General features: G+C 69.0%; 28 protein-coding genes, 2 tRNA genes and 1 other RNA gene. 24 read left to right on the top strand and 7 right to left on the bottom strand.

The features are described from left to right. Positions 1-15 precede the first annotated feature (15 nt). Both LF41_RS09790 and LF41_RS09785 read left to right on the top strand, forming a co-directional pair. Positions 16-106, top strand: a tRNA-Ser gene (locus LF41_RS09790). 351 nt (positions 107-457) lie between these two features. Then, positions 458-892, top strand: a complete 435-nt coding sequence (locus LF41_RS09785) for a VOC family protein (RefSeq protein WP_036169096.1) — start codon at positions 458-460, stop codon at positions 890-892. Here the strand turns inward: LF41_RS09785 and LF41_RS09780 are convergent. Continuing rightward, positions 886-1,950 carry a glycosyltransferase family 9 protein gene (locus LF41_RS09780; RefSeq protein WP_036169094.1) on the bottom strand — a complete coding sequence of 355 codons (1,065 nt, stop codon included), beginning with the start codon at positions 1,948-1,950 and terminating at the stop codon, positions 886-888. The genes LF41_RS09785 and LF41_RS09780 overlap by 7 nt on opposite strands. Before the next feature lie 25 nt (positions 1,951-1,975). Between LF41_RS09780 and LF41_RS09775 the strand changes: the two genes are divergently transcribed. The 12 genes from LF41_RS09775 (at position 1,976) to LF41_RS09725 (ending at position 9,093) form a co-directional block, all read left to right on the top strand. Next, positions 1,976-2,740: a 3-deoxy-D-manno-octulosonic acid kinase gene (locus tag LF41_RS09775; protein WP_036169092.1), complete on the top strand. Its 765-nt coding sequence runs from the start codon at positions 1,976-1,978 to the stop codon at positions 2,738-2,740. Position 2,741: 1 nt separating this feature from the next. Further along, positions 2,742-3,512, top strand: a complete 771-nt coding sequence (locus tag LF41_RS09770) for an MBL fold metallo-hydrolase (protein ID WP_036169090.1) — start codon at positions 2,742-2,744, stop codon at positions 3,510-3,512. An 8-nt stretch (positions 3,513-3,520) separates the two neighbouring features. After that, on the top strand, positions 3,521-4,546 hold the full coding sequence (gene moaA, locus LF41_RS09765; RefSeq protein ID WP_161786946.1) for a GTP 3',8-cyclase MoaA: 1,026 nt from the start codon (positions 3,521-3,523) through the stop codon (positions 4,544-4,546). After that, positions 4,546-5,037, top strand: coding sequence for a cyclic pyranopterin monophosphate synthase MoaC (gene moaC, locus LF41_RS09760; RefSeq protein ID WP_036169088.1), 492 nt, complete (start codon positions 4,546-4,548; stop codon positions 5,035-5,037). The genes moaA and moaC overlap by 1 nt, the downstream gene beginning before the upstream one ends. Next, positions 5,034-5,279 carry a MoaD/ThiS family protein gene (locus LF41_RS09755; RefSeq protein WP_036169085.1) on the top strand — a complete coding sequence of 82 codons (246 nt, stop codon included), beginning with the start codon at positions 5,034-5,036 and terminating at the stop codon, positions 5,277-5,279. Before moaC ends, LF41_RS09755 begins: the two co-directional genes overlap by 4 nt. Before the next feature lies 1 nt (position 5,280). Then, positions 5,281-5,697, top strand: a complete 417-nt coding sequence (locus tag LF41_RS09750) for a molybdenum cofactor biosynthesis protein MoaE (RefSeq protein WP_036169084.1) — start codon at positions 5,281-5,283, stop codon at positions 5,695-5,697. 90 nt (positions 5,698-5,787) lie between these two features. Then, positions 5,788-5,880: transfer RNA gene (locus tag LF41_RS09745), tRNA-Ser, on the top strand. Positions 5,881-5,936: 56 nt separating this feature from the next. Next, positions 5,937-6,033: signal recognition particle sRNA small type (gene ffs, locus LF41_RS16465), an RNA gene on the top strand. A gap of 35 nt (positions 6,034-6,068) precedes the next feature. After that, positions 6,069-7,796 (top strand): DNA polymerase III subunit gamma/tau, encoded by a 1,728-nt coding sequence (dnaX, locus tag LF41_RS09740; protein WP_036169082.1) that lies wholly within the window; start codon positions 6,069-6,071, stop codon positions 7,794-7,796. A 31-nt stretch (positions 7,797-7,827) separates the two neighbouring features. Continuing rightward, positions 7,828-8,148 (top strand): YbaB/EbfC family nucleoid-associated protein, encoded by a 321-nt coding sequence (locus LF41_RS09735; RefSeq protein ID WP_036169080.1) that lies wholly within the window; start codon positions 7,828-7,830, stop codon positions 8,146-8,148. Positions 8,149-8,152: 4 nt separating this feature from the next. Then, complete coding sequence (gene recR, locus LF41_RS09730) at positions 8,153-8,743, top strand: recombination mediator RecR (protein ID WP_036169078.1); 591 nt, start codon at positions 8,153-8,155, stop codon at positions 8,741-8,743. Beyond that, positions 8,740-9,093: a histidine triad nucleotide-binding protein gene (locus LF41_RS09725; protein ID WP_036169076.1), complete on the top strand. Its 354-nt coding sequence runs from the start codon at positions 8,740-8,742 to the stop codon at positions 9,091-9,093. The genes recR and LF41_RS09725 overlap by 4 nt, the downstream gene beginning before the upstream one ends. 1 nt (position 9,094) lies before the next feature. Here LF41_RS09725 and LF41_RS09720 read toward each other — a convergent pair whose 3' ends face one another. The 4 genes from LF41_RS09720 to LF41_RS09705 form a co-directional block, all read right to left on the bottom strand. Continuing rightward, entirely contained in the window at positions 9,095-9,583 is a 489-nt protein-coding gene (locus tag LF41_RS09720; RefSeq protein WP_036169073.1) for a Slp family lipoprotein, read from the bottom strand. A gap of 64 nt (positions 9,584-9,647) precedes the next feature. Next, entirely contained in the window at positions 9,648-11,609 is a 1,962-nt protein-coding gene (locus tag LF41_RS09715; protein WP_152599974.1) for a transglutaminase TgpA family protein, read from the bottom strand. 8 nt (positions 11,610-11,617) lie between these two features. Then, complete coding sequence (locus LF41_RS09710; protein ID WP_036169071.1) at positions 11,618-12,577, bottom strand: DUF58 domain-containing protein; 960 nt, start codon at positions 12,575-12,577, stop codon at positions 11,618-11,620. A gap of 2 nt (positions 12,578-12,579) precedes the next feature. After that, positions 12,580-13,530 (bottom strand): AAA family ATPase, encoded by a 951-nt coding sequence (locus tag LF41_RS09705; RefSeq protein ID WP_052116300.1) that lies wholly within the window; start codon positions 13,528-13,530, stop codon positions 12,580-12,582. A 69-nt stretch (positions 13,531-13,599) separates the two neighbouring features. On the opposite strand from LF41_RS09705, the gene LF41_RS09700 reads away from it, so the two are divergent. Beyond that, on the top strand, positions 13,600-15,483 hold the full coding sequence (locus LF41_RS09700) for an ArnT family glycosyltransferase (RefSeq protein ID WP_036169069.1): 1,884 nt from the start codon (positions 13,600-13,602) through the stop codon (positions 15,481-15,483). Positions 15,484-15,486: 3 nt separating this feature from the next. Here LF41_RS09700 and LF41_RS09695 read toward each other — a convergent pair whose 3' ends face one another. After that, a complete protein-coding gene (locus LF41_RS09695) occupies positions 15,487-16,056 on the bottom strand; it encodes a Maf family protein (RefSeq protein ID WP_036169068.1) in 570 nt (189 codons plus the stop codon). A 3-nt stretch (positions 16,057-16,059) separates the two neighbouring features. Continuing rightward, positions 16,060-16,428, bottom strand: a complete 369-nt coding sequence (locus LF41_RS09690; RefSeq protein ID WP_036169066.1) for a hypothetical protein — start codon at positions 16,426-16,428, stop codon at positions 16,060-16,062. A 118-nt stretch (positions 16,429-16,546) separates the two neighbouring features. Here LF41_RS09690 and LF41_RS09685 point away from each other — a divergent pair, with 118 nt between their 5' ends. The 9 genes from LF41_RS09685 to pabC all read left to right on the top strand — a co-directional run bounded on the left by LF41_RS09685 (position 16,547) and on the right by pabC (position 23,966). Then, positions 16,547-17,074, top strand: a complete 528-nt coding sequence (locus LF41_RS09685) for a YceD family protein (protein WP_036169064.1) — start codon at positions 16,547-16,549, stop codon at positions 17,072-17,074. 40 nt (positions 17,075-17,114) lie between these two features. Continuing rightward, the gene (gene rpmF / locus LF41_RS09680) at positions 17,115-17,306 is read left to right on the top strand and encodes a 50S ribosomal protein L32 (protein ID WP_036169062.1); all 192 of its coding nucleotides are present in this window, start codon (positions 17,115-17,117) and stop codon (positions 17,304-17,306) included. Positions 17,307-17,369: 63 nt separating this feature from the next. After that, on the top strand, positions 17,370-18,350 hold the full coding sequence (locus LF41_RS09675) for a beta-ketoacyl-ACP synthase III (RefSeq protein ID WP_036169059.1): 981 nt from the start codon (positions 17,370-17,372) through the stop codon (positions 18,348-18,350). 72 nt (positions 18,351-18,422) lie between these two features. Beyond that, positions 18,423-19,370: an ACP S-malonyltransferase gene (gene fabD, locus LF41_RS09670; RefSeq protein ID WP_036169057.1), complete on the top strand. Its 948-nt coding sequence runs from the start codon at positions 18,423-18,425 to the stop codon at positions 19,368-19,370. Then, a complete protein-coding gene (fabG, locus tag LF41_RS09665; RefSeq protein WP_036169055.1) occupies positions 19,367-20,113 on the top strand; it encodes a 3-oxoacyl-ACP reductase FabG in 747 nt (248 codons plus the stop codon). The genes fabD and fabG overlap by 4 nt, the downstream gene beginning before the upstream one ends. A 120-nt stretch (positions 20,114-20,233) precedes the next feature. After that, positions 20,234-20,473: an acyl carrier protein gene (acpP, locus tag LF41_RS09660; RefSeq protein ID WP_036169052.1), complete on the top strand. Its 240-nt coding sequence runs from the start codon at positions 20,234-20,236 to the stop codon at positions 20,471-20,473. A 69-nt stretch (positions 20,474-20,542) separates the two neighbouring features. Beyond that, positions 20,543-21,775 carry a beta-ketoacyl-ACP synthase II gene (gene fabF / locus LF41_RS09655; protein WP_084073521.1) on the top strand — a complete coding sequence of 411 codons (1,233 nt, stop codon included), beginning with the start codon at positions 20,543-20,545 and terminating at the stop codon, positions 21,773-21,775. A gap of 23 nt (positions 21,776-21,798) precedes the next feature. Beyond that, a complete protein-coding gene (locus tag LF41_RS09650) occupies positions 21,799-23,154 on the top strand; it encodes an aminodeoxychorismate synthase component I (RefSeq protein ID WP_036169048.1) in 1,356 nt (451 codons plus the stop codon). After that, entirely contained in the window at positions 23,151-23,966 is an 816-nt protein-coding gene (gene pabC, locus LF41_RS09645; protein ID WP_036169046.1) for an aminodeoxychorismate lyase, read from the top strand. Before LF41_RS09650 ends, pabC begins: the two co-directional genes overlap by 4 nt. Positions 23,967-23,976 lie beyond the last annotated feature (10 nt).

Genomic DNA, 23,976 nt, shown 5'->3' with positions numbered 1-23,976 from the left:
CGCGTGCCCGCTTCAGGAGAGGTGGCAGAGCGGTTGAATGTACCTGACTCGAAATCAGGCGTGCGTTTATAGCGCACCGAGGGTTCGAATCCCTCCCTCTCCGCCATACGAAGAACGCCCCCTCTCGGGGGCGTTTTTTTTTGCTCGGCAACATCCTTCAGTAGCCTGTGGAAAGCCAGGGCTACCTCCATCCTCTGGGGGTGGGGCTTGGCAAGACCCCGTCCGCCGTGACGCGGTTGATGGATCGCTGTTGCGGGTCATGTTCGTCGCGCACCCGGGAACGTCGGACCCGAAGGAACAGCTGCTTCCCCTATCGTCGGTGCAACTTCTCCCGTTGGCTTTTCACGTTGCCGTTCGGCTTGCGCGGCAGAACTATTCACTACGCGCCGTGGCCAGCCGCTTCTGGCTGGCTCGACAACCGAGTCCGGCAAGCACTCGGCGCATCGGAGGAGTCGACATGAGCGTGCACAGCATCAACCACGTGACGATCGTCGTCCGCGATATGACGCGGACGGCGCGATTGTTCGTCGACGCCCTCGACGCCCGGGAGGTCTATCGCAGCGCCGACAAGGAGTACTCGAAGTATCCCGAGGTCTTTCTTCAGATCGGAAACGCGTGGCTGGTCGTCATGCAAGATCCCGAAGCGGTGCGTGCGCGGTCATACGACCACGTTGCGCTGAGCCTCGACGCCGACCGTTTCGATGAAATTCGCTCGCGACTGCGGAGCGCGGGCGCCGAGGTCGTACCATCGCGGCCGCGTATCGCGGTGGAAGGCGAGTCGATCTACTTCTACGATTTCGACAACCATTTGTTCGAGTTGCACGCGGGCGACCTGGGCGAGCGGCTTCGCCATTACGCGGCTGGAAAGCATATCCGGCCAGAGACTCAGTAGCGCCCCGCGCGCCGGTCGGCGCAGAAACGGTCGAAGGCCTGCACCGCGTCCTCGATGGTGATCAAGTCCATCGCCCCGGCGCGCTCGATCTTGGTGCCCCACGGCAACTCTTCGGCCGCTTTGCCGAGGAACTTGCGCGCGGCGGCGTCGTAGCGATCGACGCAATAGCGCAGGTCCGAATACGGGCCGCTGCGGCGCGGGTTGCTCGGCGCGTGCAGGCCGAGCACCTTTGTGCCCATCGCGTTGGCGATGTGCGTGGGGCCCGAGTCCGGCGTCATCACCAGGTCCGCGCGCGCGAGCAAGGCCGGCAACTGCTTCAGCGTGTCCTTGCCGACGAGATCGAGCGCCGGCGCCTGCATCGCGGCGAGGATCGCGTCGGCCACCGAGCGTTCCAACGCGCTGCGCCCGCCACACAACACCACGCGCCAGCCCTTCGACACCGCGTGGTCGGCCACCGCCGCGTAACGCTCGGCGCGCCAGTTGCGCAACACGTGGCTCGAACAGGGCGAGACGACGAGCGTCGGCGTACCGTCGTCCGGCCATTGCGCGCGCGCCCAGTCGTGCGCCGATTCGGGCACGGGCATGTTCCAGACCACTTCGTTCTGCACGATGCCCAACGGCTCGCAGAAACTGCCGATCGCATCGAGCACATGGATGCCCGGGCGGTCGGCGATGCGCTCGTTGACGAACAAGCCGTGCAGGTCCTTCGAACGCGAAGCGTCGTAGCCGATGCGGCGCGTCGCGGGGATGCACGCGGACAACAGGTTGGCGCGCATCGCCACCTGCATCTGCAGCAACGCATCGAACTGACGGCCCTGCAACGCGCGCCGCAGCGCCAGCATCCCGCCGATGCCGCTGCGCTTGTCGTAGACGAGGAACTCGACCCCCGGCAGCCCTTCGAGCAATTTGAACTCGCCCGTGCCGATGATCCAGGTGATCGCCGTCTCCGGCCAGGCCTGGCGCAGGGTGCGCACCAGCGGCACGACGTGCGTCACATCGCCCAGCGCCGAAAGGCGCAGCAGGCACAGCGAGCGGGGTGGGGGCGACGTTGCGGGCACGTTGCTTGCTAGACTCGTTCGGACAATGGCCGCGTTCGACGCCAATGAAAGCCTGACGCCGTTCCGCGAGGGGCTGGGGTATGGCGCGATTCTGTTCGACCGCACGCAGTTGCGGCAAGCAGGCGCGGACCCGGCGGTGCCCGAGTGGTTCGACCCGCAGCACTGGGGCAGCCATGCGCACCCGGTGTCGTCGGGCGGCCGTGGGGCGGCGTGGTTCGTCGACGGGCCCTTCGGCGGCGCGGTGTTGCGCCACTACCTGCGCGGCGGCCTGGTCGCACGCATCAGCCGCGACCGGCATCTGTGGCGCGGCAACGACCGCGTGCGCAGCTTCGCCGAGTTCCGCCTGCTGAAGGCATTGCGCGCAAAGAAGCTCCCGGTGCCGGCGCCCATCGCGGCGTATTACGTGCGCAAGGGGCATCGTTACCGCGCCGCAATCCTGCTCGAGCGCATCGAACACGTGCATTCCCTCGGCCACCGCGCCAACACGCCCGGCGATTCCGCACCGTGGGAAGCCGCCGGCCGGCTCATCGCGCGCTTCCACCGCGCCGGCCTCGACCATGCCGACCTCAACGCCCACAATCTGCTCTTCGACGATGCGGGCAACGGCTGGATGATCGATCTCGACCGCAGCGTGTTGCGCATCCCCGCCACCAAATGGCGGGAAAAGAACCTCGCGCGGCTGAAGCGTTCATTGCTCAAGTTGCGCGGCGAGCGCGACACGGCCGACGTCGAGCGGGACTTTAGCCGCCTGCGCGCAGCCTACGAAGCGCAATGGAACAAGGGTTATTGAGATGAACGCCGCCGGGTCGTGGTCGCTGCGCCTGCAGGGCGTCGGCGACGCATTCGCCACCGAACTGGGCTCGGCGATGGCGACGATCGAGCGCGACGGCCTCCCGTGGTTGTCCATCGATTGCGGCAACGACGGCCTGACGCACTACCTCGCGCAATACGGCGGGGCGCCGCGCGCGGTGTTCGTGACGCATGCGCACCTGGACCACGTCGGCGGGTTCGAACGCCTGTTCGGCGCAAGTTACTGGGGCGACGGCGTGCGCGGCGACGTGAAGCTGTACGTGCCCGCGCCGCTGGTGCCGCTGCTGCAGCAACGCATCGCCTCGTATCCGAACGTGCTCGCCGAAGGCGGCGCCAACTTCTGGGATGCATTCCGCCTGATCCCCGTCGGCGATCATTTCTGGCACGAGGGCGTGCGCCTGGAAGTGTTCCCTACGCGCCACCATTGGCCCGACACCAGCTTCGGCCTGCGCCTGCGCGGCAGCGTGGTGTGGACCGGCGACACGCGCCCGATTCCCGAACAACTGGCGAAATTCGCCGACGCCGGCGAACTCGTTTTCCACGACTGCGCGCTGCACGGCAATCCGTCGCACAGCGGCATCGAAGACCTCGAACACGAGTATCCGCCCGAACTCCTTTCGCGCTGCCGCCTGTACCACTACGCCAGCGAAGCCGATGGCGCGCGCCTGGAAGTGCGCGGCCACAGCATCGCGCGCGCCGGCGAAGTCATCCCGCTCGCACCGACGACCGCGCTGACGGCCCCGATGCGATGAGCACGCCGATGCCCCTGGCGCCGATGCCCGCGCCGCCCTTGCCAGTGGATGCGCTGGGCCGCCCGCTGCGCGACCTGCGGCTGTCGGTGATCGATGCCTGCAACTTCCGTTGCCCGTACTGCATGCCGGCCGACCGCATTCCCGACGACCACGGGCTCGATGCGGCAGGGCGTCTGTCGTTCGACGAAATGGAAACGCTGGTGCGTGCGTTCGTGCGCCTGGGCGTGCGCAAGGTGCGGTTGACCGGCGGCGAACCGTTGTTGCGCAAGGGCCTGCCCGATCTCGTGCGGCGCCTGGCGCGCATCGACGGGCTCGAAGATCTCGCGCTGACCACGAACGGGAGCCTGCTCGCCACGCAAGCACGCGCGCTGCGCGATGCCGGCCTGCACCGCATCACCGTGAGCCTGGATGCGTTGTCGCCGGCGATGTTCGCCGCGATGTCCGGCGGCCGCGGGCGCATCGACGACGTGCTCGCCGGCATCGAAGCCGCGCACGCCGCCGGCTTCGCGCCGATCAAGCTCAACTGCGTCGTGCAGCGTGGCGTGAACGAGAGCGAGGTGCTGCCGCTCGCGCAGTACGCGCGCGAACACGGCCACGTGCTGCGCTTCATCGAATACATGGATGTCGGGACGTGCAACGGCTGGCGTCGCGAAAACGTCGTGCCATCCGCGGAGCTGCGCGATCGCCTGCACGCGCGATGGCCGCTGCGCGCGCTGGACCGCAACTATCGCGGCGAAGTCGCGGCGCGTTATGCGTATGAAGACGGGACGGGCGAAATCGGCTTCGTCAGTTCGGTCACCGTGCCGTTCTGCGGCGACTGCCATCGTGCGCGCGTGTCGGCGGACGGGACGTTGTACACCTGCCTGTTCGCAGGCGACGGGCAACCCTTGCGTGCGTTCGTGCGGCAGGGCGAGGACGCGCTGGCCGATGCGGTGTCGCAGGCATGGGCCGGGCGCGCGGATCGTTACAGCGAAGTGCGCGGCGCCGCGACGGCCTCGCGCCGCCACGTCGAGATGTACCTGGTGGGTGGGTGATGCCCACGCGCGGGAAATCGTTGACGCACGTGTCGGCGGACGGCCTGCCCGCGATGGTCGACGTCGCCGACAAGGCCGTCACCGCACGCGTGGCCAGCGCCGAATGCCACGTGAAGTTCCCGCCCGAGGTCGCGAAGCAACTGCGGGCCAGCGGCCTGCGCAGCGCGAAGGGCGCGATCGTCGACACCGCGATCATCGCCGGCACGATGGCGGTGAAGAAAACCTCGGACCTGATTCCCTTCTGCCATCCGCTGCCCATCGACGGCTGCAAGTTCACCATCGACTGGACCGGGGTGCGGGAGCTCGCCATCACCTGCACGGTGCGCACGACGCACCGCACGGGCGTGGAAATGGAAGCGCTGACCGGCGCCACCGTCGCCGCGCTGACGGTCTACGACATGTGCAAGGCGTTGTCGCACGCGATCGTCATCGGCCCGGCGAAACTGGTCGCCAAGCGCGGCGGCAAGCGCGACGTGGGCGAGATCGGATGAGCACGCGCATCACCGTGCTGTATTTCGCATCGTTGCGCGACGTGGCGGGGATCGACCACGAGACCTTCGACACCAACGCACCGGACCTGCGCGTGCTGTACATCGAGCTGCGCGCGCGCCACGGATTTCCGTTGCCGGTCGAAAAACTGCGCGTGGCGGTCGACGGTGAGTTCGCGCGCTGGGACGATGCACCGCGCGACCGCAGCGAGATCGCATTCATCCCGCCGGTGTCGGGCGGTTGAGATGAACCGGTTCGCGTTGTCCGACACCCCTTTCGACGTGGCGACCCTGCGCGCGGGATTGCTCGACGCCCGCGTGGGCGGCTACGCGAGCTTCGAAGGCTGGGTCCGCGACCACAACGCCGGGCGCGCGGTCACTGGCCTGCGCTACGAGGCGTATGTCGCGCTGGCGCAGGCCGAAGGCGAACGCGTGCTCGGGCAGGCGTGCGAGCGCTTCGACATCCTCGATGCCCGCTGCGTGCACCGCACGGGCGAACTGGCCATCGGCGAACTCGCCGTGTGGGTGGGGGTGAGCGCCGCGCACCGTGATGCCGCCTTCGCCGCCTGCCGCTGGATCATCGACGAGGTGAAGCAGCGCGTGCCCATCTGGAAGCACGAGACGTACGCGCAAGGCGGTGCGGATTGGTTGCACCCGGAGTGAACCGGAATCGCCCGCGCTTGTCCCACCGGGGGGCGGGGGCTAGAATTCGCGACCCGAATGCCGGCCGCAAGCCGGCGCCAGGGTTCCAGCGGAGAGGTGTCCGAGCGGTTGAAGGAGCACGCCTGGAAAGTGTGTAAGCGGCTAAACCCCGCTTCGCGGGTTCGAATCCCGCTCTCTCCGCCACATTCCGGCAACGGCCCGCCCGGCGGGCCGTTGCGCTGAAACAGTCCATGGTGGCCCCGTCGGCCCCTCGCGACGCTAGATCGAAAATCCCGCCAGGGCCGGAAGGCAGCAACGGTATCGGTCGATGCGGGTGCCGAGGTCAGCTGGCGGGGTCATCGCCATTTCGGCGACGTGGCATCATTCCCGTCATGTCCTATCTCGTCCTTGCGCGGAAGTGGCGGCCCCGGCGGTTCGCGGAGCTCGTCGGTCAGGAACACGTCGTGCGCGCGCTCACCAATGCGCTCGATACCGGGCGGGTGCACCACGCCTTCCTCTTCACCGGCACGCGCGGGGTGGGAAAGACCACCATCGCGCGCATCTTCGCCAAATCGCTGAATTGCGAACGCGGCACCTCCGCCGAGCCGTGCGGCGAGTGCAACGCGTGCCGCGACATCGACGCCGGCCGCTTCGTCGACCTGCTGGAAATCGACGCGGCGAGCAACACCGGCGTGGACGATGTCCGCGAGTTGATCGACAACGCGCAGTACATGCCCAGCCGCGGACGCGTGAAGGTCTACCTGATCGACGAAGTCCACATGCTGTCGAAGTCGGCGTTCAACGCGCTGCTCAAGACGCTGGAAGAGCCGCCGGGCCACGTGAAGTTCCTGCTGGCCACCACCGACCCGCAGAAACTCCCGGTCACCGTCCTCTCGCGCTGCCTGCAGTTCAACCTCAAGCGGCTGGACGAGGCGCAGATCACGGGCCAGATCACGAAGATCCTCGAAGCCGAAGCCATTCCCGCCCAGCCCGGCGCGATCCGCCAGCTCGCGCGCGCGGCCGACGGCAGCCTGCGCGACGGCCTCTCGCTGCTCGACCAGGCCATCGCCTACACCGGCAGCCAACTCGACGACGCGGCGGTGGCCGCGATGCTCGGCACGGTCGACCGCACGCAGATCGCGGGCCTGCTCGATGCACTCGCCGACGGCGAAGGCGCGCGCATGCTCGAGATCGTCGGCACGCTCGCCGATTTCTCCCCCGACTGGAACGGCGTGCTCGACGCACTCGCCGACGCACTGCATCGCGTGCAGGTCCGCCAGCTCGTGCCCGACGCCGAAGTCGCCGAAGACGCCGTGCCGGTCGACGCGCTCGCCGCGAAACTGCGTCCCGAACTCGTGCAACTGTGGTTCCAGATGGCGCTGAACGGCCGTCGCGATCTGTCGCTGGCGCCGAGCCCGCGCGCGGGTTTCGAGATGACGGTGCTGCGGATGTTGGCGTTTCGCCCGGGGGCCGTGACCGCAGGGGACACGGGAACCGGGAAACGGGAGAGCGGAGCCGCATCGGGTGGTGACGTGCGCGGGCCGAAGGCAGCGCGCGAAGCACTGTCGATGAGCGCCCCCGCGCCCGCGCCGCGCACGGCGCCGCCTGCGGCTCCAATCCGCGAAGCGGCACCCGCATCGCTTCCGCCGTCGCGCGCACCCGAAGCCCGCGTCGAATCCACGCCTCCGGCGGCGCCCGTTTCGCATGCTCCGCCGTCGAGCAGCACGACACTCGACGCCTCCACCTGGCCCGACATCGCCGCCAACCTCGGCCTCGGCGGCCCGGCGAAGGAACTCGCCGCGCATGCGGGCTTCGTCGATTACGAAGACGGCGTGCTGCGCCTGTCGCTGTCGCAGGCCGACGATCACCTCAAGGCCGACGGCCTCGTGAAGCGCCTGGCCGACGCGCTGTCGCGCACGCTCGGCACGACGCCGCAGATCAAGTTCGAAGCGCAGGCCGCGCGCGGCGAGACGCTGCACCAGCGCACCGCGCGCGAACGCGACGCACGCCAGGTCGCCGCGGAAGCCGCCTTCGTGGCCGACCCCGACGTGCAGCGCCTGATGCAGCGCCACGGCGCGACCGTCGTCCCCGATTCCATCCGTCCCTTCGACGACGCCTGAGCCTCGTCGCTTTCAAAGAGAGAACGCCCCCATGCGTGGAAACATCGCCCAGCTCATGCAGCAAGCGCAGAAGATGCAGGAAAACATGCAGCGCGCGCAGGAAGAACTCGCCAAGCTCGAAGTGACCGGCCAGGCCGGCGCGGGCATGGTCAGCGTGACCATCAGCGGCCGCATGGAATGCCGCAAGGTGCGCATCGACCCGACGGTCATGTCGGACCCGGAAATGGCCGAAGACCTGATCGCTGCGGCGTTCAACGACGCGGTCAACAAGGTCAATGCCGAGTCGCAGTCGCGCATGTCCGCGGCCACCGCCGGCATGCCGATTCCCCCGGGCATGAAGATGCCGTTCTGATTTCGTGGCGCTGATCGACCAACTGATCGAAGCTTTGCGCGTGTTGCCGGGCGTCGGCCCGAAGTCCGCGCAGCGCATGGCCTACCACGTGCTCGAACGCGAGCGCGCGGGCGGCAAGCGCCTGGCCGACGTCCTCGCGCAGGCGGTGGAACAGATCCGCCACTGCGCGCGCTGCCGCGATTTCAGCGAAACCGAAGTCTGCGCGATCTGCGCCAGCGCCTCGCGCGATGCGTACCTGTTGTGCGCGGTGGAGTCGCCGGCGGACCGGCTGGCGATCGAACAGGCCACCGGATACCGCGGCCTCTACTTCATCCTGCAGGGCCGGCTGAGCCCGCTCGACGGCATCGGCCCGCGCGAGCTCGGCCTCGACCAGCTCGACGCGCGCATGGGCGAGGGCGAGGTGCAGGAACTCATCATCGCGACCAACCCGACGGTGGAAGGCGAGGCGACGGCGCATTACCTCGCGCAACTCGCGCGCCGCCACGACGTGCGGCCGAGCCGGCTGGCGCATGGCGTTCCGTTGGGTGGCGAACTGGAATACGTGGACCGCGGCACGCTGTCGCATGCATTCGGAACCAGGAGCGAGATGCCATGAGCGAGGACACCATCTTCCATCGCATATTGCGACGCGAGATCCCGGCGGACATCGTGTACGAGGACGACGAGGTGTTCGCATTCCGCGACATCGCGCCGCAGGCCCCGGTGCACGTGCTGTTCGTGCCGAAGGAATCGGTGCGCACGCTCGATGCGATGCAATCCTCGCAGTCGCACCTGGTCGGCAAGCTCGCATACGCCGCGGCGGAATTCGCGCGCAAGGAAGGCTTCGCGGACGACGGCTACCGCGTCGTCATCAACTGCAACGCCCACGGCGGGCAGACGGTGTTCCAGTTGCACCTGCACCTGCTGGCAGGGGCGCCGCTGGGACGGTTCGGGACGTCGAAGTGACTTACCAGTAACCCCACCACGGCCACGGCGCGGGGTAGGTCAGCACATCGACGCGTTCGCGGATCGGCCACAGGTAGACCACGTCGGCCGCCATGCGCGGGAACTTGTAATCGAACCCGCCGATCTTGCGCGTGTCGTAACCGTCGATGTGGCCGGTGAAGGTCACCTCGCGATTCGGCTCGAACACCGCCGGGTCGTAGAACCCGCTGCGGCAGGCGATGAAACGGCCGTCGTCGGTGTCGGAGTTGTAGTGCGGGCGCGCGCTGGAATCCAGCGGCGTGGCCAGCACTTCGAAACAGGTGTTGTTGTCGCGCGGCAGCGTCTGCACGATGCGCCCGCCCCAACGCACGACCGAACCGGTGACCTGCTGCGCCGCCGCATCGCGCGGCGTGACGGCGAGGTACTCGCCCTGCAGCGGCATCGGCTGCGTCACGCAGGCCGCGAGCAACGCGCTCGCCACGGCCAGCGCACCGAAACGGAACTTCGTCATGGCACGTCTCCAATCAGGCGCCCGCTCGGGCGCTTCATGATGCACACGATACGCCCAGCCGGCGTTACGGGCGGTGTGCACGCAGGTCGCGGAGCAGGGCGTTCAGCCCTTCGACGGCTTCACCCCGACGCACCCCGTACCGCCACCGACTGAAACGCTCGCCGAGCGCGCGCAAGGCCGCGTCGCCCCCGGTCCGCGCACGGTCCACCCGCCGCGCCCAGTCGAGCGCCGGCTCGTGCGGCGCACGGGCCAGGCCCAGCTTCGCGTACCGGCGCCCGAGGCGATGCCAGGCGCGCAGCAAGGGATCGCGCTCGCGCGCATCGCGGCTCAGGAGCCACACCGTCGCCGCCAGGCAGGTCAGGGCGATCAGCGAAAACAGCATCAGCAACAACTCGGTGTCGATGTCGCCCAGCCCGAAGGGACGGAACAACGCGCGTTGCCGCTCGGCGTTGAACCCGAGGACGAACTCGTTCCACCCGTTCAACGCCCAATCGCCGACATCCCATACCGGTTGCAGGGACGCCATCAGGCCGCCATCGGCTCGGCGATCGGCCAGCGTGTCGAAGACGTTTTCCGGCGCGACCGCCGCGGTGGGGTCGATGCGAGTCCATCCGCGGTCGGCGAGCCACACCTCGGCCCATGCGTGCGCATCGGAGCGCCGCACGACCCAGTATTCGCCGACCGCGTTGTATTCGGCGCCCGCATAGCCACCCACCACGCGCGCGGGAATGCCCGCCGCGCGCATCAGCACGACGAACGACCCCGCGAACTGCTCGCAATATCCGCGCTTGTCGACGAACAGGAACTGGTCGACCGCGTTGCGCCCCGCGAGCGTGATCTGCAACGTGTAACCGAAATCGCGGCGGATCCAGTCGAGTGCGCGGTTGACGATGGCCGCATCGTCCGTGCCCGCGTCCTGCCGCCATTGGCGCGCGAGCGCGACGGTGCGCGGGTTGAATCCCTCCGGCAACGCCAGGTTGCGCGTGCGCAGGAAGGGCGCGAGCGTGGTGTCGCCGAAGCGCGCGACTTCACCGGACCGCATGCGCCAGCGCGTCACCGAATCCAGCGGTCGTTCGACGCGCAGCGCGCGGTCCTCGCCGAGGAACGCATTCGCCGGCGCCGCGAGCGGCACGTCGAGTGCGACGAGCTGCCGGCGGTCGGTGGGCTCCATCGACAATTCGTAATCCCACCGCGTGCGGCCGCTGCGTACGGGCGCGACGGGATACGCGACGGCCCAGCGCGCGCGCGACCACGTGCGCCCGTCGTAGTCGCTGAACACCGGTCCGCGGAAATACATCTGCGATTGCGAGGGCGTGTTGCCGAAGAACCGCACCCGCGCGGCGGGCGTGTCGTCGAGCGCCATGTCTTCCCAATCGCTGGGCGACATGCTGTCCGCGAGCCCCGGCCGCGCCTGTGCGCGATCGGGCACGCCCCACAGCGGCGTGGCCAGTCGCGGGAACAACCAGAACGCGGCCAGCGCGATCGGCAACCCGAGCGCGAGCATGCGCCCGACCCCCGCGAGCCGCTTCCACCACGCCACCTCGTCCTGCAGCTCGCCCGATTCCAGGTCCGACAAACGCTGCATCGCCAGCAAGGCGCACACCACCGCGACCAGCCCGAGGACGAGCGACAACGGCACCTGGTCGAGCAGGAAGGTCGCGAACGGCGCGAACAACGCGAACCCGAGCAAGCTGCGTCCGTCGCGCACGCTGTCGGTTTCCGCGGGCTTCACCGCGAGCATCGCGGCGAGGATCGCGCAACCGGTATCACGGCCGAAGTTGACGCCCATCGTCGCGAACACCGCGACGGCCAGGCCCAGCGCGAGCATCACGCGCAACCACGCCGGCAGCGGACGCCGCCACGCGCCGATCGCGACCGCGACACCGGCGACCGCGGTCCCGATGGCGAGCTTCGGTTCGAGCCGCAGCAACAGGGGCAGCACGCACGCGGCGCCAGCGATCAGCACGGTCGCGCGCGAGCGCGGGTCGAGCCGGATGCGCGTCGATGAAATCCGGGTCGATGACATCGGCGTCGTCATGCGCGTGCCGGCAGCAGCGCGAGCGCACGCAGGCACGCGTGCCGATGCGCGGGACCTTGCCCGGGGCCGATCGCCGCATGGCCGGGCACCACCAGGCGATACCGGCGCGCGTCGCGTTCGGCTTCATCCACCCAGCGTGCGAGCCGGCGGATGCGCGCTTCGGTATCCAAGCCGTGCAAGGCCTGCCAATCGAGCACGATGTCGGCCGACTGCGGGCGTTCGTATTCGCGCACGAGCAGGTTGCCCAGGCGTGCCGTGGGCTTCCACGCGATCGTGCGCGGCGCATCGCCGCGGCGGTACGCGCGCAGGTGGTGTACGTCGTCGCCGAGCGGATGCAGGCGCGCCGCGGCGGCTTCGCCCGCGCCTTCGGGCAACGGCGGGCCGTCGGGTTCGGGGTGCGGATAGACGAGCATCGGTTGCTCGGGCCAGATCCATGACCACGCCCGCACGATGCCGAGCGGACGCGTGGTCGACACGCGCAGCCGCGGCACGTCCAACCAACCGCGCCGCACCGTCGGCAACGCGATTTCCGCATCGCCCGTGCCGTCGACCAGCGACAGCGTGCCCGCGCCGTCTTCGCAATCCACGCGCATGCCGCGCCGCGCGCGGCCGCGCGTATCGGCGCGCGCATGCACGCGCACGAGGATCGGCGTGCCGGCGGGCACCGGATCGGCGCCGACGGCGACGAACCGCAATCCGCTCAATTGCAGGTGCGCGCTGAGCATGCTCGTCAGCGCGGCGCCCGCGAGCAGCAGCATCAGCAGCAATGCCGGATTGTTGTTGTAGTTCAGCGCACCGAGCCCCATCGCGATCAGCGCGGCCGAGAGGAACAGGCCGAAGCGCGTGGGCAGCACGTAGATGCGGCCGCGATGCAGTTCGATCGGGAAGGCTTCCGGCCCGCGCGGGCGCGCGAACGCCTCGATGCGCGCACGGAGGCGGTGCATCGTGCCGCGCATGGTCAGTCGACGGGAACCGCGTGCAGGATCGCGCGCGCCAGCGATGCGCCGTCGCCCGCGTCCGCATCGGCGACGAGGCGATGCGCCGCCACCGGGGCGAACAGGGCTTGCACGTCCTCGGGCACCACGTGCTCGCGGCCGAGCAGCAACGCGTACGCACGCGCGGCGCGCAGCAACGCGAGGCCCGCGCGCGGCGACAAGCCCACGCGCACGCCCGGGTGCCGCCGGCTGCGCGCAAGCAACGCCTGCACGTACGACACGAGCGCATCGCCCGTGTGGACGTCGCTGGCGGCGGTGCGCAACGCGAGCACGTCGGCATTGCCGAGGATGGGTTTGACCTGCGCGATCAGTTCGCGGCGGTCGATGCCCGCGAGCAGCGCGCGTTCGGCGTCCTCGCCCGGATAGCCGAGCGTGAGCCGCAGCAGGAACCGGTCGAGTTGCGAGTCGGGCAGCGGATACGTGCCCGCCAGGTCCACCGGGTTTTGCGTGGCGATCACGAAGAACGGCGAGGGCAGCGCATGCGTGCGCCCGTCGACGGTGACCTGGTGTTCGGCCATCGCTTCGAGCAATGCGCTCTGCGTCCGCGGCGGCGCGCGATTGATTTCATCGGCCAGCAGCACGTGCGCGAAAATCGGTCCGGGGTGGAAATCGAAACGCCGCGATTGCGCATCGAACACCGACACGCCGAGGATGTCGGCCGGCAGCAGGTCGGAGGTGAACTGCACGCGCTGGAAGCCCAGGCCCAGGGTGGCCGCCATCGCGTGGGCCAGCGTGGTCTTGCCCAGCCCGGGCAGGTCCTCGATCAGCAGGTGGCCGTCGGACAGCAGCGCGACGAACGCCAGCCGGACTTCCTGCGCCTTGCCCAGCACCAGGGAATTCACCTGGTCCTGGCCGTCCCGCAGGGCCTGGCGCAGCGCATCGGGTAGCATCTTCGCGGCCGGGAGTGCGGACATACGCTTCCTGCTGGGTTGGGCACGTGTGCGATGGAGTGTACGAGTTCGAGTCTAACGAGGCCGGGGTCGATGCGGAACGAACAAGACGCACGACGCGCACGACGCGCGTTCCTGTGGGTGTGGGGCACCGTGGCGGCCATCAAGCTGCTCGTCGCCATGCGCCTGCCGCCGTTCGTCGACGAAGCCTTCTACTGGCAGGAAGGGCGGCATCTCGCACTCGCGTATTCGGACCTGCCGGGCCTGACCGCATGGCTCGCGCGCCTGGGCACGGCCGTCGCGGGCACCAACGTCTTCGGGTTGCGCTGGCCGTTCCTGTTGCTCGGCGCGGCGTTGCCGTGGCTGGTCGTCCGCATCGCGCGGCAGGCGTGCGCACCGGTCGACGGTGATCGCACGGGGGACGTGTTCGCGTGGCAGGCGGGCTTGCTCGCGGTGTTGCTGCCCCTGGGCGGGACGCTCGGGTTGCTCGCGCTGCCCGATGTGCCGATGGCTTTCGCGACGTTGCTGTGCGTCGATGCCGGCGCGCGCATGTTGCGCAAGGTGGATCCCGCCGCCGCGCTCGAACTCGCCGCCGGCCTGGCCATCGGCGCATTGAGCCACTATCGCTTCGCCGCGGTGGTCGCCGTCGGCTTCATCGCGTTCCTGGCGTTCCCGCGCGGGCGGCACGTGCTGAAGGACGTGCGCACGTGGGTCGCGCTGGCGATCGGTGCGATCGCGTGGACGCCGTTGATCGTCTGGAATCTCGACAACGCCGAAGCGGGCCTGCGCTTCCAGCTCGTCGACCGCCATCCCTGGAACTTTCATTTCGACGGCGCGTGGTTCTTCGTCGTGCAGGCCGTGCTCGCCACGCCGCTGTTGTTCGCCGCGATGGCGCACGCGGCGGTGCGCGGCTGGCACGGGCAAGGGGCCGATCGCCACCAGGCGCGGTACTTCGCGTTGATCGGTGGCGGCACCGTGGTCGCGTTCTGTCTGCTCGGTTTCTTCGCAGACAACGAACGCGTGAGCTTCCACTGGACGCTCGCCGGACTGTACGCGCTGTTGCCTCTGGTGCCGGCGACGCTCGCGCAGTGGCCGCGCGGATGGCGTCGCGCGACGTGGGTCCTCGCGGCGGCGGGCCTGGTCGCGATGCTCGGGTATTACGTCGTCGTATCGAGTCCCGCGGCGCGCGCTCGCTTCGCCGCCGCGAAGTGGTATCCGGCCAATTTCGCCGGCTGGGATGCGCTGGCCGACGCGGTGCGCGACGAGCGCGCGAAGCTGCCGCGCGAGACGCGCATCGTGGCCGACAATTTCAAGGTCGGCGCCGAACTCGGCTTCGCGCTCGACACCCCCGACATCGCGGTGCTCCCGCACCGCCTCAACGCCCTGCACGGACGCGCGCCGCAGCTGGATGTGTGGAAGCTGCTCGCGCACGATCGCGCCTCGCTCGGCGACCAACCGTTGCTGCTCGTCGTCGGCGCATCGGAAGTGCGATATCGCGAATTGCTGCGGCACTACCACGCGTTGTGCGACTTGCTCGGCCCGTTGCCGCCGCCGCGCGTAGTTAACATCGACCACGGCCGCCAACGCTTCCTGCTGTTCCGCATGCCCGCGCAGAAGCAATCGGGCGAATGCACCGCGCCGGCGATGGCCTACATCGACGCGCCGCTGGCGAAGGCGCGCGTGTCGCGAGATTTCGAAGCGGCGGGGTGGGCCTTCAAGGACGGCGTCGGGATCGCGCGCGTGGAAGTCACGCTGGATGGGCAAGTGGTCGGCGTCGCCGACTACGGGCAGCAGCACGTCGGCATCCGCGGCTTCTGGCGCGAATCCAACGATCCGCAGCATCCCTACGTCGCATGGACCGCGCGCGTGCGCGCCGGTTCGGTGTCGCCGGGCCTGCACTGGCTTGGCTTGCGCCTGACGGGGCGCGACGGCAGCGTCGAGCAGTGGCCCGAGCAACCGCTGCGCATCGTCGATTGAGCGTCAGGGCAGGGCGAAACCCGCCGTGCGCAACATGCGCGCGGTGGCGATCATCGGCAGGCCGATGAGGGCGGTGGGGTCGTGGGTTTCGATCGCGTCGAACAACGCGATCCCGTAACCCTCCGACTTGAAACTGCCCGCGCAATCGAACGGCTGCTCTGCGTCGACGTAACGCTCGACTTCCTCGCGCGACAACCGGCGGAAACGCACGCGGGTGCAATCGACCGAATCGAACGCGACATCGCCACGACGCACGCTCACCGCGGTGCGAAACACCACGGTGCGCGCGGACATCGCGAGCAGTTGGCCGATCGCCGTGTCGCGGTCCCCGGACTTGCCGAGCGGCGTGCCGTCGAGGTCGGCGACCTGGTCGGAGCCGATGACCCAGGCCGCCGGGTGGGCGCGCGCGACCGCTTCGGCCTTCGCGCACGCCAGCCGCAGGGCCAGCGACGACGGGGTTTCGCCCGGCGCCGGGGTTTCATCGACCTGTGGCCGCACGACGTCGAACGGCAGTCGCAGGCGGCCGAGGAGCTCCCGCCGGTAGGGCGAGGTGGAGGCGAGGATCAGTCGCATCGTTCAGGTCTGCGGCGCGCGGGCGCGCTCGATGCGCTCGAGCTGGGTTTCGATGCGGGCGCGGGCGGCGTCGATCGACGAGCGCACCGCCTGGAGTTCTTCCAGCGAGGCCGTCTGCCCGTGCTGCTGGAGCCACAGCCGCTGGCGGAGCATTTCACGCAGGGCTTCGTGGACGGGGTTGTCGTCGTCGCCCGCGACCGCCTCGATCTCGGCCCGCGCCACCCGCAGGCGGGCTTCCAGGGCGTCGGCCGAGTCGAGCAGGCGGGCGACCGCCTTCTGCCGGCGGCCCCGGCCCAACTGGCGCCGCAGCGTGAGGATGAACAGGGCCACGAGGACCACCGCGGCGAAGAGGACGAGGACAGTGGTCGTCACGCAGGCTTCCGGGGATAATTTCGCCGGTCAGTCTGCCGTCGGATTCCCTGCCGGATCAAGCATTTCGCGGTCCCGCGGTTTGACACCGGGTAGGCGCGTGCCTAACAATTCCCGGCTTATGTCCGCCGATTCGCCCTCCAGGTTGCCGGAACAGCTGGACGCCTGGCGCATGGTCGCGGCGCAACGCACCTTCGAAGGCGCGTTGCCGCTGTCCGACATGCCGCGGCTGAAAGGGGCGTTGGCGGGTACCGAAGGCAGCGCACGCGTCGAGGTCGAGTTCGGCCAGGACATGTTGCGCATCCCCTTCGTCGAGTTGCGCATCGATGCGAAGTTGCCGCTGGAATGCCAGCGCAGCCTGCAGCGATTCGCGCTCCCGGTGAAGATCGTGCAACGGCTCGGTCTGATCCGCGACGAGGAAGGGGAGAACGCATTGCCGGAAGGCTACGAAGCGCTGCTGGTCGGCGACGATGGCCTGCTGCGGCTCGCGGAGCTGGTCGAGGACGAATTGATCCTCGCCGTCCCCGTGGTCCCCGTGGCGCCCGGCACCGAGGCGGTCGAGCGCGACTGGACCGCATCGGAAGAGGAAATCCAGCGCGCAAGCCCGTTCGCGGCGCTGTCCGCGCTGAAGGACAAACCGAAGGGCTGAACCCCTTCGACATCTAAAAAGTTTTCATCGGAGCAAGACCATGGCTGTCCAGAAGTCCCGTGTTTCCCCGTCCAAGCGCGGCATGCGCCGCTCGCACGACGCGTTGACCGCCAAGCAGCTGTCGACCGACCCCACCACGGGCGAGACGCACCTGCGCCACCACGTGACGGCCGACGGCTACTACCGCGGCAAGAAGGTCGTCCCGTCGAAGAGCCGCATCGTCGAAGAATGACGATCGCGTCGCCGGCGCGACACCGCGCCGGCGCACCTCGGTGATCCGTATCAGGGCAGGGGCATGACCCAGCAAGTGTTCGCGCGCATCGCGGGTACCGGCAGCTATTTGCCGGAGAAGGTCGTCACCAACGACGACCTGTCGAAGATCATCGACACCAGCGATGAGTGGATTGCCGCGCGCACGGGCATCCGCGAGCGCCACGTGGCCGCCGAAGGCGAAACCACGGGCGACCTGGCGTTCCACGCCGCCGTCCGCGCGCTCGAAGCCGCAGGCGTGCAGGCGAGCGAGCTCGACCTCATCGTGCTCGGCACCACCACGCCGGACCTCGTGTTCCCGTCCACCGCCTGCCTCGTCCAGCATCGCCTGGGCGCGCACGGCTGCCCCGCCTTCGACGTCAACGCCGCGTGCTCGGGCTTCGTCTACGCACTGACGGTCGCCGACAAGTTCATCCGTTCCGGCGCCGCCAAGACCGCACTGGTCATCGGCTCGGAAACGCTCACGCGCATGGTCGACTGGACCGACCGCACCACCGCCGTCCTCTTCGGCGACGGCGCGGGCGCGGTGGTGCTCAAGGCCGACGCGGACACGGGCATCCTCAGCACGCACATGCATGCCGACGGCAGCAAGAAGGAATTGCTGTGGAATCCGGTCGGCGTGTCGGTCGGGTTCAAGGAACACGAACCCAACGCCGGCGTGCGCATCAACATGAGCGGCAACGACGTGTTCAAGCACGCCGTCAAGGCGCTCGATTCGGTCGTCGAGGAAACCCTCGAGGCCAACGGCCTGGATCGCCACGACATCGACTGGCTGATCCCGCACCAGGCCAACCTGCGCATCATCGAAGCCACCGCCAAGCGGCTGGACATGCCGATGGAGCGCGTGGTCGTCACCGTCGACAAGCACGGCAATACCTCGTCCGGCTCGGTGCCGCTGGCGCTGGACGAAGCGGTGCGCTCGGGCAAGGTGCAGCGCGGCCAGCTGCTGCTGCTCGAAGCCTTCGGCGGTGGTTTCACCTGGGGCTCGGCGCTCATTCGTTATTGAGCATACGTCGTCGTACAGACGGCTTGCGGCGAACGCACTTATCATGCCGCCCTCTTCGCAACGGGTGATCGCGTGAGCAACCCCCAACTCGCCTTCGTGTTCCCAGGACAGGGCTCGCAATCGGTCGGCATGCTGGCCGAACTCGCGGCCGCCGACGAGTGCGTGCGCGCCGCGTTCGACGAAGCCTCCGAAGGCGCGGGCGCGGACCTGTGGACGCTCTCGCAGCAGGGCCCGGAAGAGCAACTCAACAAGACCGAATTCACGCAGCCCGCGTTGCTGGCCGCCGGCGTCGCCGCATGGCGCGCATGGGTGGCGCAGGGCGGGGCGCAGCCGGCGTTGTTCGCGGGCCACAGCCTCGGCGAATACGCCGCGCTCGTCGCCGCGGGCGCGTTGTCGTTGCACGACGGCGCCAAGCTCGTCCGTTTGCGCGGCCAGCTGATGCAGGACGCAGCGCCCGCCGGCACCGGCGCGATGGCCGCCGTGCTCGGCGCCGAGGACGCGCTCGTGCTCGAGGTCTGCAAGGAAGCCTCGGGCGACGACATCGTCGTCCCCGCCAATTTCAATTCGCCCGGCCAGATCGTCATCGGCGGCCATGCGGCCGCGGTGGATCGCGCGCTGGAACTGCTCGCCGCACGCGGCGTGCGCAAGGCGGTGAAGCTCGCCGTCAGCGTGCCGTCGCACACGCCGCTGATGCGCGAAGCCGCGAACCGCTTGTCCGAAGCGATGGGCACGCTCGCGTGGTCCGCGCCGGACCGCCCCGTCATCCAGAACGTCGATGCCGAAGTGCACGACGGCGTGCAATCGATCCGCGACGCCCTCGTGCGGCAGTTGTACCTCCCGGTGCAATGGACCGGTTGCGTGCAGGCGCTCGCCTCGCGCGGCGCCACGCGCATCGCAGAATGCGGCCCGGGCAAGGTGCTGACGGGTCTCGTAAAGCGCATCGACAAATCGCTCGACGCGCGAGCGATCGGCACGCCCTCCGAAATGGAATCCGCACGCAACGAATGGAGCCAGGCATGAGCGAGCAAACCTTGAAGGGCGAGATCGCCCTGGTCACCGGCGCGAGCCGCGGCATCGGCGCGGCCATCGCCGACGAACTCGCATCGCTCGGCGCCACCGTCATCGGCACCGCGACCTCCGATTCCGGCGCGGCCGCCATCGGCGAGCGCCTCGCTTCGAAGGGCGGCCACGGCCGCATGCTCAACGTCACCGACGGCGCGTCGGTCGATGCGCTGATCGATGCGATCGGCAAGGAATTCGGTGGCGTCTCCATCCTCGTCAACAATGCCGGCATCACGCGCGACAACCTGCTGATGCGCATGAAGGACGAAGACTGGCAGGCCATCCTCGACACCAACCTGACGAGCGTCTACCGCACCTCCAAGGCCGTCATGCGCGGCATGATGAAGGCGCGCAAGGGCCGCATCGTCAACATCGCCTCGGTCATCGGCGTCACCGGCAACGCTGGGCAGGCCAACTACGCCGCCGCGAAGGCCGGCATCATCGCCTTCAGCAAGTCGCTCGCGAAGGAAATCGGCAGCCGCGGCATCACCGTGAACGTCGTCGCCCCGGGCTTCATCGCCACCGACATGACGGCCGGGCTTCCCGAGGACGCCAAGGCCGCGCTGGTGGGCCAGATCGCGCTGGGCCGCCTCGGCGAACCGGCGGACATCGCCCGCGCCGTGGCCTTCCTGGCCGGCCCGGCGGCCGCCTACATCACCGGCGAGACGCTGCACGTCAACGGTGGCATGTACATGCCCTGACACGGGCTGCCTTCCACACCCTTTCACCACCACCGGCTTGCCGGGACCGGCCTCCACGCGCCGCCCCCCGGCTTCCACTACACTACCCGCCTGAACAGACTCCCTGGAGGAGCACGATCCATGAGCAGCATCGAAGAACGCGTCAAGAAGATCGTCATCGAACAGCTTGGCGTCAAGGAAGAAGAAGTGACCAACAGCGCTTCGTTCGTCGACGACCTCGGCGCCGATTCGCTCGACACCGTCGAACTGGTGATGGCCCTCGAGGAAGAATTCGAGTGCGAGATCCCGGACGAAGAGGCCGAGAAGATCACCTCGGTGCAGCAGGCGATCGATTACATCAAGGCCCACGTCAAGGCCTGACGCCTTGCGCGTGTCGTAATCACGGGGCCGCTATCGCGGCCCTGTGTGTTTCTGCAACAGGAGCAATCTATGCGTCGCGTCGTCGTAACGGGTATGGGCATCGTCTCGCCGCTGGGCAACGACCTGGGCAGCACGTGGGACGGCATCGTCAACGGGCGTTCGGGCATCGGCCCGGTGACGCACTTCGATGCATCCAACCTGACCACGCGCATCGCCGGCGAAGTCCGCGATTTCGACGTCACCCGCTGGGTGGGGCCGAAGGACGCGAAGAAGATGGATGAGTTCATCCATTACGGCGTCGCCGCTTCGATGATGGCCATCGAGGACGCCAGCCTCACCATCGACGACTCCAACGCCGAGCGCGTCGGTGCGCTGATCGGTTCGGGCATCGGCGGCCTGCTCGGCATCGAAGAACAAACCATCAAGGCGCACGAAGGCGGCCCGCGCAAGATCTCGCCGTTCTACGTGCCCAGCACCATCATCAACATGGTGCCCGGCCAGGTCTCGCTGCTCACCGGCGCGAAGGGCCCCAATTTCTCCGCGGTCTCCGCGTGTGCCACGTCGAACCACTCGATCGGCATGGCGATGCGCCTGATCCAGCACGGCGACGCCGACGTCATGATCGCCGGCGGCGCCGAACGCGGCTCCACGCCCACCTCGATGGGCGGCTTCTGCTCGATGAAGGCGATGTCCACGCGCAACGACGAACCGCAGCGCGCCTCGCGCCCGTGGGACCGCGACCGCGACGGCTTCGTGCTCGGCGACGGCGCCGGCATCCTCATCCTCGAGGAATACGAACACGCCAAGGCCCGCGGCGCGCGCATCTATTGCGAACTCGCCGGCTTCGGCGCCAGTTCCGATGCGTTCCACATGACCGCGCCCAGCGAAGACGGCGACGGCCCCGCGCGCTGCATGGCCGCCGCGTTCAAGGACGCGAAGATCAACGCCGACCAGGTCCAGTACCTCAACGCGCACGGCACCTCCACGCCGCTGGGCGACGTGGCCGAAACGCTCGCGATCAAGCGCGCGCTCGGCGACCACGCGTACAAGACGATGGTCAGCTCCACCAAGTCGATGACCGGGCACCTGCTCGGCGCGGCCGGCGGCGCCGAAGCGGTGTTCTCGGTGATGGCGCTGCACGCGGGCATCATCCCGCCGACCATCAACCTGGAAAACCCGGGCGAAGGCTGCGACCTCGATTACGTGCCCAACACCGCGCGCGAGAAGAAGATCGACATCGCGGTGTCGAACGGCTTCGGCTTCGGCGGCACCAACGGCACGCTGGTGTTCCGCCGGATCTGACGGCACGCAACGGAGACGGGCCCGTGCTCGTCACGCATCCGCTGGATCCCTCGCTCGACCTGCTGGCATTGCACCGGCAGGCCCCGGCGCGTTACCCGGTGCTGCTGGAATCCAGCGCGCACGGAACGGCGCAGGGGCGCTGGGACATGCTGTTCGTCGACGGCGGCGCACTGTTGCGCCTGGATCGCGATGGCCTCGTGCGCGATCGCGATGGCCGCACGGTCGCAGGCGACTTCCTCTCCGCACTCGATGATGCCTGGCGCGCCGAACGCGTTTCGCGCGACGAACCGCGCTGGCCTTTCCGCGGCGGTTGGGTGGTCTTCCTCGCATACGAACTCGCGGGCGAAGTCGAACCCGTGCTGCGGCTGCCGCAGGCCGAAGGCCGCGTGCCCATCGCCTATGCGATGCGCAGCCCGGCGGCGGTATTGCGCGACCACGCGACGGGCGAAGTGTTCGCGATCGCCGAAGCATCGCAGCGCGATTGGATCGACACGCTCCGCGACGACGCGCGCGCGGCCGCCACGTTGCCCGCGCTGCCCGAATGGCGCGCGCCGGCGAGCATCGAAGAAGACACACCGGATCGCTTCACCGGCGGCGTGGAACGCGTGATCGAACACCTCGCAGCCGGCGACGTGTTCCAGGTGAATCTCTCGCGCGGATGGCGCGCGCGTTTCGATGCGCCGTTGCCGCCGGCGGAGTTGCACCAACGCCTGCGGACCGCGAATCCCGCACCGTTCGCCGGTCTGTTTTCCGGCAGCGATTGGGCGATCGTCAGTTCGTCGCCGGAGCGGCTGGTGTCGATCCGCGGCGACGCCGTCGAAACGCGTCCCATCGCCGGCACGCGTCCGCGCTTGCCGGGCGACGACGAAGCCGAACGCATCCGCGAACTCGTCGGCCATCCGAAGGAACGCGCCGAGCACGTGATGCTCATCGACCTCGAACGCAACGACCTGGGCCGCGTCTGCACGCCGGGCAGCGTGGAAGTCGACGAGTTGATGACCGTCGAAAGCTACGCGCACGTCCACCACATCGTGAGCAACGTGCGCGGCCGCCTGCGCGAGGACGCCACGCCGGGCGACGTCATCCGCGCGGTGTTCCCCGGCGGCACGATCACCGGTTGCCCGAAGGTGCGCTGCATGCAAATCATCGCCGCGCTGGAAGGGCAGGGGCGCGGTGCCTACACCGGCGCGTTCGGCTGGTTGAACCGCGACGGCGACCTCGACCTCAATATCCTCATCCGCAGCGCGGAACTCGAAGGCGACACGCTGCGCTTCCGCACGGGCGCGGGCATCGTGATCGACTCGGTGCCGCAACGCGAACTCGAGGAAACCCGCGCGAAGGCGAAGGGCTTGTTGCGCGCGCTGGGGGCGGGCGAATGAGCGAGTTGATCTTCCTCGGCGGCGCGCACGTTAACGTCCTGCCCGGCGATTCCCGCGGATTCGCCTACGGCGATGGCGTGTTCGAAACGATGCGCGTCCACCACGGCAACGTGCATTGGTGGACGGCGCATCGTGCGCGCATGGAAGCCGGCGCGGAACGGCTCGGGCTCACTCTGCCGTCGGACCTCCTGATCGCACGGGCGCAGCATGAACTGTTCGGCCGCGGTCACGACGGCGTCGCCAAACTGATCGTCACGCGCGGCGGCGGTGCCCGCGGGTACGCACGCGACGCGGACGCGCATCCGGTCTGGCGCTATTCCCGCCACCCCTTGCCGCCAGCGCCGCGCGAAGGCGGCCTCGTCCTGCGCTGGTGCGCCACCGCGCTCGCCGTGCAACCCGCGCTCGCCGGCCTCAAACACTGCAATCGCCTCGAGCAGGTCCTCGCACGCGGCGAATGGGACGACCCCGCCATCGACGAAGGCCTGATGCGCAGCACCGAAGGCGATGTCGTCTGCGCGACCTCGGCGAACCTGTTCGTCCTGCACGGCGATCGCTGGTCGACCCCCATGGTCGACCGATGCGGGGTGGCCGGCACGTGCCGCGCGTGGCTCCTGTCGCAAACCGGCGCGGCGGAATCCCGCATGCGGCCGGCCGACGTCGAAAGCGCCGACGCTGTCCTGCTCTGCAATGCCGTGCGCGGTATCCTGCCGGTGGCACGGATCGGCGAGCACGCCTACTCGCCGCACCCGGCCGTGGCGGAGCTGCGGCAGCGCCTGGCGCGCGTGCATCCCGGTTTCGCCGCCGGACATTGACCGACCATGG

The organism is Lysobacter dokdonensis DS-58, assembly GCF_000770795.1.
In the GTDB taxonomy this organism is placed as follows: Bacteria; Pseudomonadota; Gammaproteobacteria; order Xanthomonadales; family Xanthomonadaceae; genus Noviluteimonas; species Noviluteimonas dokdonensis.
Note: the sequence above shows the minus strand (reverse complement) of the source record. Positions and strands in the feature narration are given on the sequence as shown.